Annotated in this window: 12 protein-coding genes; 1 reads left to right on the top strand and 11 read right to left on the bottom strand. The window is 45.2% G+C overall.

Annotated features, from left to right (window positions below):
- Positions 1-19 precede the first annotated feature (19 nt).
- On the top strand, positions 20-2290 hold the full coding sequence (locus ACUM5Y_RS04680) for a YgiQ family radical SAM protein (protein WP_445975703.1): 2271 nt from the start codon (positions 20-22) through the stop codon (positions 2288-2290).
- Positions 2291-2373: 83 nt separating this feature from the next.
- On the opposite strand, the gene ACUM5Y_RS04675 is transcribed toward ACUM5Y_RS04680, so the two are convergent.
- The 11 genes from ACUM5Y_RS04675 to rlmN all read right to left on the bottom strand — a co-directional run bounded on the left by ACUM5Y_RS04675 (position 2374) and on the right by rlmN (position 13840).
- Entirely contained in the window at positions 2374-3024 is a 651-nt protein-coding gene (locus ACUM5Y_RS04675; protein ID WP_445975702.1) for a hypothetical protein, read from the bottom strand.
- Positions 3025-3179: 155 nt separating this feature from the next.
- Positions 3180-4226: a succinylglutamate desuccinylase/aspartoacylase family protein gene (locus tag ACUM5Y_RS04670; RefSeq protein WP_445975701.1), complete on the bottom strand. Its 1047-nt coding sequence runs from the start codon at positions 4224-4226 to the stop codon at positions 3180-3182.
- Positions 4226-5131, bottom strand: coding sequence for a 30S ribosomal protein S6--L-glutamate ligase (rimK, locus tag ACUM5Y_RS04665; RefSeq protein WP_445975700.1), 906 nt, complete (start codon positions 5129-5131; stop codon positions 4226-4228). The genes ACUM5Y_RS04670 and rimK overlap by 1 nt, the downstream gene beginning before the upstream one ends.
- Positions 5132-5314: 183 nt before the next feature.
- Positions 5315-6652 carry a ribosome biogenesis GTPase Der gene (gene der / locus ACUM5Y_RS04660; RefSeq protein WP_445975699.1) on the bottom strand — a complete coding sequence of 446 codons (1338 nt, stop codon included), beginning with the start codon at positions 6650-6652 and terminating at the stop codon, positions 5315-5317.
- Positions 6653-6734: 82 nt separating this feature from the next.
- Positions 6735-7868 (bottom strand): outer membrane protein assembly factor BamB, encoded by a 1134-nt coding sequence (gene bamB, locus ACUM5Y_RS04655; RefSeq protein ID WP_445975698.1) that lies wholly within the window; start codon positions 7866-7868, stop codon positions 6735-6737.
- Positions 7869-7870: 2 nt separating this feature from the next.
- Complete coding sequence (locus tag ACUM5Y_RS04650; protein ID WP_445975697.1) at positions 7871-8512, bottom strand: YfgM family protein; 642 nt, start codon at positions 8510-8512, stop codon at positions 7871-7873.
- A 52-nt stretch (positions 8513-8564) separates the two neighbouring features.
- A complete protein-coding gene (gene hisS, locus ACUM5Y_RS04645) occupies positions 8565-9842 on the bottom strand; it encodes a histidine--tRNA ligase (RefSeq protein WP_445975696.1) in 1278 nt (425 codons plus the stop codon).
- Positions 9843-9851: 9 nt separating this feature from the next.
- Positions 9852-10964, bottom strand: coding sequence for a flavodoxin-dependent (E)-4-hydroxy-3-methylbut-2-enyl-diphosphate synthase (gene ispG, locus ACUM5Y_RS04640; protein WP_445975695.1), 1113 nt, complete (start codon positions 10962-10964; stop codon positions 9852-9854).
- Between the two features lie 8 nt (positions 10965-10972).
- A complete protein-coding gene (locus ACUM5Y_RS04635) occupies positions 10973-11947 on the bottom strand; it encodes a RodZ domain-containing protein (protein WP_445975694.1) in 975 nt (324 codons plus the stop codon).
- 1 nt (position 11948) lies between these two features.
- Positions 11949-12677, bottom strand: coding sequence for a hypothetical protein (locus ACUM5Y_RS04630; RefSeq protein WP_445975693.1), 729 nt, complete (start codon positions 12675-12677; stop codon positions 11949-11951).
- A 47-nt stretch (positions 12678-12724) separates the two neighbouring features.
- The gene (gene rlmN / locus ACUM5Y_RS04625) at positions 12725-13840 is read right to left on the bottom strand and encodes a dual-specificity RNA methyltransferase RlmN (RefSeq protein ID WP_445975692.1); all 1116 of its coding nucleotides are present in this window, start codon (positions 13838-13840) and stop codon (positions 12725-12727) included.
- Between the last annotated feature and the right edge of the window lie 110 nt (positions 13841-13950).

Genomic DNA, 13950 nt, shown 5'->3' with positions numbered 1-13950 from the left:
AAAATCGCAAGAGTAGCCAATGATCAAACGACATAAGACCGCTAAACCATTATTTTCTTACCCATCCTATTGGGCTGAGTGCTATGGGGTTTCACCTTTTTTACCCACCACTCGTGAAGAAATGGACCAACTTGGCTGGGACAGCTGTGATGTCATCATTGTCACTGGTGATGCTTATGTGGATCACCCAAGTTTTGGGATGGCGGTTTTAGGCAGACTTTTGGAGGCTCAAGGCTATCGCGTTGGCATTATCGACCAGCCAGACTGGCGCAACGTCGATGACTTTCAGCGTTTAGGTCGTCCTAACCTGTATTTCGGCGTTACCGCTGGCAACATGGATTCTTTGATCAACCGCTACACGGCAGATTTAAAAGTACGTAATGACGATGCCTACACGCCTTATGGAATTGGCGGAAAACGCCCAGACCGCGCGGTAATTGTTTACTCTCAGCGTTGTAAAGAAGCCTTCCAAGATGTGCCTGTCATGGTAGGTGGTATCGAGGCCAGCCTGCGTCGTATTGCCCAGTATGATTACTGGAGTGACGAGGTGCGTCGCTCAGTACTCATTGATTCAACCGCCGATATTCTTTTATACGGGAATGCTGAGCGCGCGATGATTGAAGTAACTCACCAGCTCGCTATGGGAAAAACCTTGAATGAGCTAACCGATATTCGTGGTACCACCATAGTTCGCGATGCACCGCCTGGTGGCTATACAGAAATAGATTCCACACGAGTCGACTGGCCTGGCAAGGTTGATAAAATTTACAGCCCTTACGAGTATATTCCTGAAGGCAAATGCCAAACCAAAGACAACGAAGAAGAATCGGACGTCATGCCTATTCGAGTCATTCCTGCGCCATTACGGCGTGGAGAGAAACTCGACCCGGAAAAAACCTACATTCGGCTACCTTCTTTTGAAAAGGTGTCAAAAGACCCTGTGCTATACGCTCATACGTCACGTATTTTGCACCTTGAGTCTAACCCTCATAACGCTCGTGCGCTGATTCAGAAGCACGGTAAAAAAGAAATCTGGGTAAATCCACCACCAATTCCATTAGAAACACCTGAAATGGATGGCGTATTTGATTTACCTTATGCTCGTGTGCCGCACCCTAAATACAAAAAGGCCCGTATCCCAGCCTATGACATGATAAAAACATCGATCAACATCATGCGTGGCTGCTTTGGTGGTTGTACTTTTTGCTCCATCACCGAACATGAAGGCCGAGTCATACAGTCCCGATCCCACGAATCTATCTTAAGCGAGATCGAGGATATTAAGGCAAAAGTACCGGGCTTTACTGGGCATATTTCCGATCTCGGTGGCCCAACCTCGAACATGTACACCTTGAACTGTAATGACGATGAAGTGCAGGCCTCTTGTCGTAAACTGTCCTGTGTCTACCCGACCATTTGTTCAAACCTAAACACAGATCACAGCCCTACCACTCAGCTGTACCGTAAGACTCGAGCGGTCGAAGGCATCCACACTGTTTCTATCGCCTCTGGTCTTCGTTATGACCTAGCAGTAGAAGACCCAGAATATGTTCGAGAACTGGTGACTCATCACGTTGGCGGCTTATTAAAGATTGCCCCAGAGCATTCTGAAAAAGACACCCTATCCAAGATGATGAAACCTGGAATGGGAACTTATGAACGCTTCAAGCGCATGTTCGATAAATACTCTAAAGAAGCGGGCAAAAAGCAGCATTTGATTCCTTATTTCATTGCCGCCCACCCAGGTAGCTCAGATGAAGACATGATGAATCTGGCACTGTGGTTAAAAACCAATGACTTTAAACCCGATCAGGTACAAACCTTTTACCCATCGCCTATGTCTTTGGCGACCGCCATGTACCACTCAGGTAAAAACCCATTAAAACCTGTCACCTATAAGAGTGAAGAGGTTTATACCCCGAAAGACTACAAACAGCGTACCGTACAAAAAGGCTTTTTACGCTATCACGATGCCAGCAATTGGAAAGACTTAAGAAACACCCTAATACAAATGGGTCGGGCGGATCTGATTGGCCATGGCACGAATAAGCTTGTGCCCCCTGAAGATAAAGACAGACAAGTTTCAAGACGCCCTAAAAATGCCAAGCCGGGTCAACAGACAGGCGCTTCTCATACCAGTAACCGTCCAACCAATGCCAAAAACATTGCAACGGAAAAAGCTCGCAAGAAGCACAAAACTGGCCAAGCAGTTCGTCCCAATGGCGCGGCACCAACAAGCGCACATAGCCCAGTCAAAAAGCGCAGAAAAGTTAAATCTCGTGCCCAATAATCCATGACTTAGCCATAAAAAAATCCCAACTCTGATTACTCAAAGTTGGGATTTTTTAAATGAACTTAGTGCTGTATTGCTCCTTAAACCGACGCCTCTTTTAGCACGCCATGTCTTTTTAATGCTTGCTGCTGATGCTTCTTCTGATATGACCAGCAGAATACTAATAGCTCAGAGGCGGCAATAACAATTAATGCATAGCCAAGGGTTTCAATCCCCTCTTCCACCACATTCTTGACTACGCGCATATAGCTTTCACCCATCAAAGACTGCCAGAAAACTCCGCGTCCCATTAATCGTGAAAAAGCTAACACTGTGACAAAACCAGCAAGGAAAATACCAAAGCTTGGATGCTCTGAGTAACTTTTTAGCGAAGCATAAATGTCACGAAAGTGACCACGTAAGGAGTATAAAGTCAGCACAATAATAGACAACACCAGCATTTGCCAAGCGCCATCAAACACATAAGCATCTAGGAAAGCATCGGACTCTCGTACGAACATCATCGCCAGCAAAGCGGCGGTTAATCTTGCCGCTATGTTAAGACCTTGATGCAAACGAGATGAGAAATAAAACATCCCACAAGCGATGATCAATAATGCACTTTGCAAATATTCGACCATTGAACGTTCACTGTATTCCGCTAAAGTAAGTTGCTGGAAACCTTCAAAGGTGACCATTTGAGCGACCACAGCCACAAAAATAAGATAAAGAAACGCGCGAATAATAAACATAAGAACCTCAACTTGATTTAGTTGCGATTCTAATGAAAAGCTCGACCCGCTACGATAGGCCAGAGTTAAATGACACCATGATTACATCTTTGTTACTTTATTCATGTTTATTATGAAAATTTAGACATAATAGGTGTCATTTTTATCAAATCCACTTACAACTGGGCGACAAAGCTTGGCGGTATACGGTCACTGTCCATCAACTCGTCCTGCATACTTTCCACGTGACCTGCCACTTCATCAGGTGAGGTAAAGTGGGCAATGTGATACATGGCATCCCCTTCTTGCACCAAAGGAATGTTTTGCTTGCCAATGATTATGCCACCATTTTTGCACAGCACTTGATCCAAAACGTCCCCGTAAGGGCTTTTAATCTCAGCCAGTACATCACCGCTTTCCACTAGGTCACCCAGCTCTTTAATATGAGTGGTAAAACCACTGTCTGTGGCACGAATCCAACTACTGCTGCGGGCAATCCTTGGCTCCGACAAGGACTTTTTACTGCGCGATTTAGCGAGCATGCCTAAATGTCGCATCACCCCAACAATGCCCTTCACACCAGCGCGTATAGACAGTTCATCAAAGCGTAGCGCCTCACCCGCTTCGTACAAAATGACTTTGGTGCCCACATCATCCGCACATTCACGTAATGATCCGTCCCGTAAGTTAGAGTTCAACACCACAGGCACGCCAAAGGCTTTTGCGATAGTCATAATTTCCGGGTCGTCTAAGTTGGCACGTACTTGCGGCAAGTTACTTCGATGCAAACTCCCCGTATGCAAATCGATACCATAATCCGCTTTCGCCACGATTTCGCTTAAGAAACGATCCGCCACACGCCCAGCGAGTGAACCACGCTTAGAACCAGGAAACGAGCGGTTTAAATCCCGTCTATCTGGTAAATAACGACTTTGGCTCAATACCCCATAGCCGTTCACAAAAGGCACAGCAATCAAGGTGCCTTTTAGACTATCGAGATATTTGCTTTGAATAATACGACTAATGATCTCAATACCATTGAGCTCATCACCGTGCACGGCTGCACTGATAAACAAAGTAGGGCCACTGCGTTTACCCCGCTTCACATAAACAGGCATCGACATATTGGTATCGGTGTAAAGCTTCACCATAGGCAACTCAATACGAGCCGTACCACCTAACGGAACATCCGTTCCACCAATTGTTAAAATGTCTTTCGCCATTAGCCTTTACCTTTGGTTTTGGTCGTGCCTGTCTCTGCGGTTTTCTCAATGTGCTGAATAATCATCGCTGCCACATCTTTGCCGGTTGCCGTCTCAATGCCTTCTAGGCCAGGAGAAGAGTTCACCTCCATGATTAAAGGACCATTATTAGAGCGTAAGATATCCACACCACACATATTAAGGCCCATAGCTTTTGCGGCTTCTACAGCGGTACGGCGCTCTTCTGGGGATAACTTAACCAAGGAAGCCGTGCCACCACGGTGTAGATTAGAACGAAACTCCCCTTCAGCACCTTGGCGTTTCATGGCCGCAATAACTTTACCGCCCACTACCAAGCAACGAATGTCCGCACCACCCGCTTCTTTAATGTACTCTTGCACCAAAATGTTGGCTTTTAAGCCCATAAAAGCTTCGATTATCGATTCTGCGGTTTTATTAGACTCTGCCAACACCACACCTATACCTTGGGTCCCTTCAAGTAGCTTGATCACCACTGGCGCACCACCGACATTTTTCAATAAGTCACTGATTTTATCTGGGTGGTTAGCAAAACCTGTTTTCGGTAAACCTAGGCCTTTTCGAGACATAAGTTGTAAAGAGCGCAGTTTGTCCCGAGAACGGCTAATGGCGACAGACTCGTTGATGCTGTAGGTTCCCATCATTTCAAACTGTCTCACCACCGCGGTACCGTAGAAAGTAACCGATGCGCCAATACGAGGAATCACCGCATCGTATTTAGGTAAAGGCTTACCATCATATCGTACCGAAGGGTTGCTACTGGTGATGTCCATGTAGCAGTGCATGGTATCAATCACATCAACTTCGTGACCAAGTTGCTCCCCCGCTTCGACTAAACGACGGGTGGAATAAAGCCTAGGGTTACGCGATAAAATGGCAATTTTCATAAATATTTCCTCGAACAGAAATAGCCAGCACTTCGAAATAAAGCGCTATAAAAAGGAAGGAATCCGATGTCGCGAGAATAGTCAATAACGTGGGTTTTAGAAAGAAATTTTATGTGTTTTTGCTAAAAAAATGCCCCTCTTTGCAAGCAAAGAAGGGCATTAGTTTATCAGAAGGACAGTCGCTTACTTTTTCGGAGCGAATGGGTTCTCTGAAGAGTTAAATTCAAAGGAAATCGGTGTGCCAGTGATATTCAGCACGGTCCTAAATTTATTCTCTAAGTAGCGTTTGTAGCTCCCCGGTAAAGAGTTTGTCTGATTACCATGCACCACGATACGTGGGGGGTTAGAGCCCCCTTGGTGAGCATAACGCAATTTAATGCGGCGTCCATTCACCATAGGTGGTTGGTGCTCACTGACCGCATCTTCCAAAATACGCGTCAGGCGGTTAGTTGACCATTTCGCATAACAGGATTCATAAGTACTTTCGATGGTATCGTATAAATCCCCCACCGCCGTACCATGCAAGGCTGATATATAGTGAACCTTAGCGTAAGGTACGAAGCCTAAGCGTCGCTCAACCTCTTTCTTAATGTGCTCACGCTCATCTTTCGCCAAGCCATCCCACTTGTTGATCGCGATAACTACACCACGGCCAGCATCGAGTACATAGCCAATCATGTGTAGATCTTGCTCAACTAAGTCTTCGTGACCGTCAATCACCACGATCACTACGTTTGCGTCTTGAATCGCTTGTAGAGTTTTCACAATCGAGAACTTTTCAACCGCTTCTTTAACATGCTTACGACGACGCACACCGGCAGTATCAATCAGAGTGTATTCTTTATCGTGGCGCACATAGGGAATATAAACACTATCACGGGTTGTACCCGGCATGTCATACACCACCACTCGATCTTCACCCAGCATACGGTTGACGAGCGTTGACTTACCAACGTTTGGACGCCCAACCACACCAATACGAATGCCTTTAGAAGACAAGCTGATTTGACTCTTGGCTTCTTCAACCTGTTTAGCAAATGGCAACATAACCTTATCAAGTAAGATATGTACCCCTTTACCATGGGCCGCAGCGATAGGATGCAACTCACCAAGACCCAGAGAGTAAAAGTCAGCCAATGCGATATCTTCATTAATACCGTCGGTCTTGTTGACTACAAGGGAGACAGGCTTATTAGAACGACGCAAATGATTCGCAATCATTTCATCCGCAGGATTAAGCCCATGACGACCATCTACTAAGAATAAAACCGCATCAGCCTCTTCAATGGCCAACAAGGATTGGCGAGCCATTTTCTCGTCAATGCCCTGCTCATCACCACTGATACCACCAGTATCAATAACAATAAATTCATGCTCTCCGACTTTTCCGTCACCGTATTTACGGTCACGAGTTAAGCCTGGATAATCTGCAACCAAGGCATCACGGGATCGTGTTAAGCGGTTGAAGAGAGTCGATTTGCCAACATTGGGTCTACCTACCAATGCAATTACTGGAATCATTTTTTTACCTATAAAAATACAAAAGTGGCTGTCACTCCGCAAAGAAGTGACAGCCTCTTAAAAAATCGCTAATAAAGAAATCTTAATAATTTCTGTAGCTGAATGCAGTGATACCGGCTTTCGCGGTGATGACAAAGAGCTTATCGCCATTTGAAACCATACGCCCACCATAAGGAACATCTGCTTCTACTATTCTTCGTCCTTTCACTTCGCCCGTTACGAGATCGAGCAAGTGGACATAACTACCACGATCGAGCACAGCCACATAGTCCTTCAGGAATACAGGGGCTAATAAGTCACGATCCGCTAGGCTTTCATTACTCCACAACTCTGAGCCATTCTTGGCGTTAAAAGCCAAAACTTTACTGTCAACGTCGACAACAGAGAGGACATCTCCTGAGATAGCGACACCTACAGAGCTTGACACACTACGTTGCCAAACTGGGCGGCCAGTCGATATGGACAATGCCACAAGCGTGCCATTATAAGCCGCTGCGTACACAATACCATCTTTTACCGCAAGTCTTCCGTCGACATCGCTTAAGCGCTCAATTTCATAACGGCCTTCTGGTTTTCCAACCTCGTAAGACCAAAGTAAATCGCCTGAGTTTAAGTCATACGTTTTGAGCTCACCATTCGCCAAACCGACAATAAGCTTGCCTTCAGAGATCACTGGAACACTGGTACCGCGGATCGTTAATGCGGGTAAGTCTTCCTTCACTCGCCACAATATTTCACCGTTGCTGGCATCCAGAACACTTAACCAACCGTCAGCGGTTTGCACGGCAAGTTTGCCAGCTGCATAAGCTGATTCAGATAAAATTTCTGAACTTAGCGGTTTTTCCCATAAAACTTTTTCTTCGCTGATGGAAACCGCAACTAACTTCGCATCAAAAGTGCCGTAATAGAGAGTGTCTCCGTTGCGAGTCACCCCTGTGCTTGGCTCATAGTCTGTGTAAATAAAGACTTTCTTGCGGCCATCATCCTGTACCACCTGATATACAGTGCCTCTATCGGTTACGAAAAATAAGTCACCTTCGTCCGCCAATAAATTTAATCTAGCTCCAGGCTTTCCATACCTAGCATCAACACCGATTTGCCAAGCAGTTTGCAGTTCTACCTCGCTATCTATCGGTGGCGGCTTCGGGAGTGCCGAAGAGCACCCTTGCAATACCAAGAATGCCGATAGTATGCCGACCAAAAGTGACTTACTCATAGTTAGCCTTTTACTAAGTCTTTAAGTTTAATGTCTAATAATGGGTGGGTAACACCAGTTGCTAAAGAGGCTTCAGCTTCTTCATAGGCAACACGCGCTTCATCACGCTTACCTTGCATAATTAAAGCATCACCTTTTAATTCATGCTTTTGCGCCATAAATTCTGCCGCCGTGACTTGATTCAATTGCGCCAAAGCACCATCGAAATCTTTCGTTTGTAGACGTAATTGAGCAATACGCAAGTTCGTAATCGCAATGAAGGAGGCATCTTCTGTGTTAGCAAGAGCTGTTTCCAAGGTCGATATAGCTTGATCATACTCACCGTTTTCAGCACTCACTCGCGCACTGAAAAGCTTGGCAAACATGGCATAGCCTGTATCACTGTAATCATCATTTAATTGTTGTGCGATAAAAGTAACCGTTTTTTGGTTAGCCTCAACAGATAGATCGGCTGAAGCCTGCACTAAATTTTGATACAACTCTGACGCTTCACTGGTATGGTTTAGCTTGCTGGTTTGCCAAGCTTGGAAGCCAAAGTAGCCACCAACACCGACAGCGACCGCCAACACTAATGCCGTGCCGTTCTTCTTCCACCAGGTTTTAAACGCTTCAATTTGTTCTTCTTCTGTCTTTAATTCAGACATTTCTAATTCCTTATACCGGTTCAAGACTCTATTAAGAGTATGACAACTGGGATTAATTAAATTGTGATTCTAAATATTCAGCGACATCTGCCAATTCACAGCTCTGCTGCTCGCCCGTCAGCATATTTTTCACTTGGCAAAGGCCTTTATCTACTTCTTCTTGACCAAGAATCAGCGTAAATTGCGCCCCTGATTTGTCGGCCTTCTTCATTTGATTCTTAAAATTACCACCACCACAATGGCGTAGCACAACCCAATCTTGCTGATGACTTCGTAGGGTTTCAGCCAATACACTGGAAGTAAGTTCAGCGTCGTCACCGAAACTGGCAATAAAAATATCTGTTCTTTCTTTTGCTGCCCCAGGGATCAAATCTAGTGTTTCTAACAGCAACACTAGACGCTCAACACCCATGGCAAAGCCAACCCCAGGCGTGGACTTGCCACCCAACTGTTCAACCAGTCCATCATAACGGCCACCGGCACAAATTGTTGCTTGTGAGCCTAGGTGACTGGTTACCCATTCAAATACAGTTTTTCCATAGTAATCCAAACCTCGTACTAGACGACGGTTAATTACAAATGCAATACCATTTGCCGTTAGCATGGCCTGCAAACGATCAAAATGGGCTTGAGACTCTTCACCAATAAAGTCTTCTAAATTTGGCGCACCTTCTAGAACTTGCTGGGTTTTGGTGTCTTTTGAATCAAGAATTCTTAGAGGGTTAGTCGTCAGGCGGCGTTGGCTGTCTTCATCCAAATCGTCTTTATACGTGGTTAAATATTCCACTAAGGCGGCTTTGTAGGTTTCACGCTCACTGGCTAAACCGATTGTGTTTAGCTGTAATTCAACCTGCTCAATTAGCCCTAGTTGCTGCCAAAGACGGGCAGTCAAAATAATCAGCTCCGCATCTGCATCTGCACTTGGCATACCAAAGGATTCCACACCAATTTGGTGGAACTGACGGTAGCGACCCTTCTGAGGGCGCTCGTAACGGAACATTGGCCCTATGTACCAAAGTCTTTGCACTTGGTTATAAAGTAAGCCTGCTTGATCCGCAGCACGAACACAGCTAGCAGTACCTTCAGGACGAAGGGTTAGCGATTCGCCGTTGCGGTCATCAAAGGTGTACATTTCTTTTTCAACGATGTCGGTCGCTTCCCCTACACCGCGCTTAAACAAATCCGTATTTTCAACCACCGGAAAACGAATTTGCTGATAACCATAAGACTTCACGACATCAGCGACTGTCTTTTCTAGATACTGCCATACAGAGGATTGACCAGGGAGAATGTCATTCATTCCTCGAATCGCTTGAATTTTACGTGCCACACCCATTCCTTAATCTTTTGCAATAATATTCGCGTTTTCGCGCTCTTTCACAGCAGCCTTCTCGCGAATCATTTTTTCTAAATCGTCTACTAGAGTTTCATTCTTAGTTTTGCTGCTAGGCTTACCGTCTTGATACACCAAGTTATTTGGAGAACCACCAGCAAGACCAATATCCGCTTCTTTCGCTTCACCTGGGCCATTCACCACACAACCAATCACCGCCACATCCATTGGCACAACGATATCTTCGAGGCGCTCTTCTAATTGGTTCATGGTTTTGATGACATCGAAATTCTGACGGGAACAGCTTGGGCAAGCAATAAAGTTGATACCACGATTACGCAGTTTCAAACTGCGCAGCATATCCCAACCCACTTTGATTTCTTGCACTGGGTCAGCGGCTAACGACACTCGTAACGTGTCACCTATACCATCCATTAGCAACAACCCTAAGCCAATGGAAGATTTCACTGTACCTGAACGTAAGCCACCAGCTTCAGTAATACCAAGGTGTAAAGGATTATCAATCTGGCTGGCAATTTTGCGATACGCCTCGACTGTCATAAAGACATCAGAAGCTTTCAAACTTAATTTGTATTCATGAAAATCAAGTTCATCAAAATACTGGATTTGTCGAAAAGCTGATTCGACTAGTGCATCAGGTGTCGGTTCACCGTATTTTTTCTGTAAGTCTTTTTCGAGAGAGCCTGCATTAACACCAATCCGAATCGGTATGTTTTTATCTCTGGCACAATCAACAACGGCACGAACACGGTCTTTGTTACCGATATTACCGGGGTTGATACGCAAACAATCTACACCGTATTCGGCAACTTTTAAGGCGATTTTGTAATCGAAATGGATATCAGCGACTAACGGCACATCTACTTGCTGGCGAATGAGTTTAAACGCTTCTGCAGCATCCATTGAAGGCACAGAGACACGAACAATATCTGCTCCAGCTTCAGTAATAGCACGAATCTGTGCGACCGTTGCCTCCACGTCACAGGTTTCAGTGTTCGTCATACTTTGCACGCTGATTGGTGCTCCGCCGCCTACAGGAACATTTCCCACCATAATTTGGCGAGAGTGGCGACGTTTTATCGGAGATTCAAAATGCATAAAATTCTCTACTTGAGCTCAAAGCGAGCCAAATCTTTCCCTACAAATGATGAAAAGTCGAATTGTTCACCCTTGTATACCAAAGACGAAACGCCCGGTGCATAACCTAAAACCACACGGTAAGGCCCTTGGCCGTTCAAAGTCAGCTGACTGCCCGCAGATTTCACACCGGAATACAAAATTCTGCCGCTATTATCGCGTACTTCGGTCCAACAATCAGCTGAAAAATCTATGACTATCTCATCTTTATAACTTGCTACAGGTTCTGGTTCTGGTGTGGTCGTTATAGGCGCTTTAACCGTCGCTTGTTTGGTCGCTTCAACAACCACTTCCTCACTCACCCCAGCCTCTTCAAGTAAAGCAAGCTTCTCTGCTGAAAGACCTGTTACAACCTCCTCATCAGCAGACAAATCAACAATGGGATCAATTACATTAGTTTGTTCTGGAAGGGTGGCTAATTCTTCAGTCACAACATCGTCGCTCAAATTAGGCTGGGCAGTCGGTTGTTCAGTGAAGGATTCTTGCGGTGCATCAGACAGAGCAGTGCCAACCCCGCCACTGTCTTGAGATAAGGTCGGCCACCAAAAGGCTAGAAAGATAATAACCGCCGCAATCAAGACAGAGATCAGCACAATAATGGGGTCGCCCAAATGGGTCTGTTTATTGACTTTATCAACAGGCTTTATGTTTGGTTCAGGTGAGGCTTTTAGGCTATCAAATGCGGCAATCATAGCCACTTCATTCAGTTTAACTAAACGGCAGTAGCTTTTTAAGAAACCACGAGCAAAAGTGGTGGAGCGGAATTTCTCAAACTGGTTCGCCTCTAGAGCGCGAACCTGCTCAATAGATATTTTAAGGGCTGTTGCCACTTGGCGTTCGTCTAATTCTAAAGCGATACGTTGTGATGTTAATGTTGCGCCAATATTAATGTCAGTTGACGCCGCCGTATCGATAGCTGCATCTATTTGTGGTTCAGTTGTCATGTTAATACCTTGAGCTATTCAGGCACGAAAAAGCGCTCGCAGATGAATACAGTGTAAGGTCAGTCTCGCGTGCGTTTACTTGCCGCGACAGACAGTTGTATTCTTCAAAATGCACCGAATGTCGGGCAATTTTTTTATCCGCCTGAATGTTTTTTAAAATAAGGCGAGCAGTTGTTATATTGTCTTGTATTAAAACAAGATTAAGCTCTGTCATCAAACCTAACAGGGGTAAATCCGCAATTTCTTTTGCTTCTTTTATAGCTACAGTCGCTAAGTTTACATCATATTGACGTATTCCACATCGAGCGAGGTTAATCCACACAGATTGACGTATCGAGAGTCCACCGTTACTGGCTTTTCGAAACGCTTCACAGGCTTCTTGCCACGCTCCTACTTGGCCAAGCAGCACCCCATAATTATTTAGAAGAAAGTCATCTTCAGAAAAGTGCGATAAGCCCTCTTCGTGTATCGCCATCGCTCTGGTTGAATCCTCCACACTCAAAACGTAAAGACTTTTTAATCGCCAATACTCAAGTAGACGCCCAGATTCGGGAATTAGTTCCAATTGTTTCTTGGCTTGTGGCCACTGACCCAGTAAAAGGTGGGTTTGAATTAAGGCTAGGCGTTCAGCATGATTAAATGCCTGTCGATCTGTGGGTACGGGTTGATAGCTACAAGCGGAGCAAAGTAAGACACTGCAGCTCAGCATCAAAGGTAAATGGCGCATCATGACATCCTTGTCTCTAAAGCGTTGTTTACGTTTAACTTTTTGTTAGATTAGCTTTTCACTTCGCGTAACTCGATATACTTTTGGCTGCGTCGAGTTTTATCGTGAAAATCGCCAACCAGCTGACCACAAGCGGCATCGATATCATCTCCTCTTGTGGTTCGCACGGTAACAGTATAGCCAGCATCCGCTAGAATTTTCTGGAAACGACGAGTGCGATTATTAGAAGGCTTCTCATAACCAGAGTGCGGGAACGGGTTAAAAGGAATCAAGTTAATCTTACACTCTAAATCCTTCAATAAGTCTGCCAGCTCAACGGCTTGCTCTTCGTTATCATTCACTCCAGACATCAGAGTGTACTCTATGGTGATATGACGTTTATCAGGCAAGTTCTCTAAATAATGCTGACAAGCTTCGAGCAATTCAGCAATTGGGTACTTTTTGTTAATCGGCACCAACTCATTACGCAGCGGATCATTAGGCGCATGCAATGAAATGGCTAACGACACATCCGTGCGCTTTACCAATTCATAGATTTTTGGCACAACGCCAGACGTACTCAAAGTCACACGGCGCTTAGATAGACCGTAGGCATGGTCATGCATCATAAGAATCATGGCATCCACCACAGGCTCAAAATTCATCAAGGGCTCACCCATGCCCATCATCACCACGTTAGTCACTCGGCGCGGACCATTTGGATCCATAGGACCAAAGGATTTAATCGCTATCCAAACCTGACCAATGATTTCAGCCGGTGTTAAGTTGCGGTTAAAGCCCTGTTTACCCGTCGAACAAAAACTGCAATCAAGAGAACAACCTACTTGCGACGAAACACACAAGGTGGCGCGATCGCCATCAGGAATCAGCACGGTTTCTACGCAGTCATTTTTGCCACCTTCCGTGCGAATGATCCACTTTCGCGTGCCATCTTGAGAAATGTTTTGCGACACTACTTCAGGAGCACGAATCTCACAAATGGTTTCCAGCTTAGCGCGCAATGCTTTACTAACATCGGTCATTTCATCGAAACTTTCCGCGCCTTTTTGGTGTATCCATTTCAACACCTGGGTAGCACGGAATTTTTTCTCACCGATTGATTCGAAAAACTCGATCAGTTTCTCAGGGGATAAACCCAATAGGTTTACTTTTTTGATGTCAGTCATAGTCTTGTATCACTTGCTGTAATTAGCATAAATTATAAACGAAAAAAGCTTCTGAAAAGATTTGTCTTTTCAGAAGCCTCTGTAAAAAAACGGGCCGAGGCCCGTTTCTC

It is taken from the genome of Marinomonas dokdonensis, assembly GCF_052747885.1.
This window is presented reverse-complemented; position numbering and strand designations above follow the sequence as displayed.

Excerpts from the sequence above, each read along its gene's own strand:
- ispG (WP_445975695.1), bottom strand. The coding sequence starts at position 10,964 with ATGCATTTTGAATCTCCGATAAAACGTCGCCACTCTCGCCAAATTATG.
- ACUM5Y_RS04675 (WP_445975702.1), bottom strand. The coding sequence starts at position 3,024 with ATGTTTATTATTCGCGCGTTTCTTTATCTTATTTTTGTGGCTGTGGTC.
- ACUM5Y_RS04650 (WP_445975697.1), bottom strand. The coding sequence starts at position 8,512 with ATGTCTGAATTAAAGACAGAAGAAGAACAAATTGAAGCGTTTAAAACC.
- bamB (WP_445975698.1), bottom strand. The coding sequence starts at position 7,868 with ATGAGTAAGTCACTTTTGGTCGGCATACTATCGGCATTCTTGGTATTG.
- rimK (WP_445975700.1), bottom strand. The coding sequence starts at position 5,131 with ATGAAAATTGCCATTTTATCGCGTAACCCTAGGCTTTATTCCACCCGT.
- ACUM5Y_RS04670 (WP_445975701.1), bottom strand. The coding sequence starts at position 4,226 with ATGGCGAAAGACATTTTAACAATTGGTGGAACGGATGTTCCGTTAGGT.
- ACUM5Y_RS04680 (WP_445975703.1), top strand. The coding sequence starts at position 20 with ATGATCAAACGACATAAGACCGCTAAACCATTATTTTCTTACCCATCC.
- der (WP_445975699.1), bottom strand. The coding sequence starts at position 6,652 with ATGATTCCAGTAATTGCATTGGTAGGTAGACCCAATGTTGGCAAATCG.
- ACUM5Y_RS04635 (WP_445975694.1), bottom strand. The coding sequence starts at position 11,947 with ATGACAACTGAACCACAAATAGATGCAGCTATCGATACGGCGGCGTCA.
- rlmN (WP_445975692.1), bottom strand. The coding sequence starts at position 13,840 with ATGACTGACATCAAAAAAGTAAACCTATTGGGTTTATCCCCTGAGAAA.
- ACUM5Y_RS04630 (WP_445975693.1), bottom strand. The coding sequence starts at position 12,677 with ATGATGCGCCATTTACCTTTGATGCTGAGCTGCAGTGTCTTACTTTGC.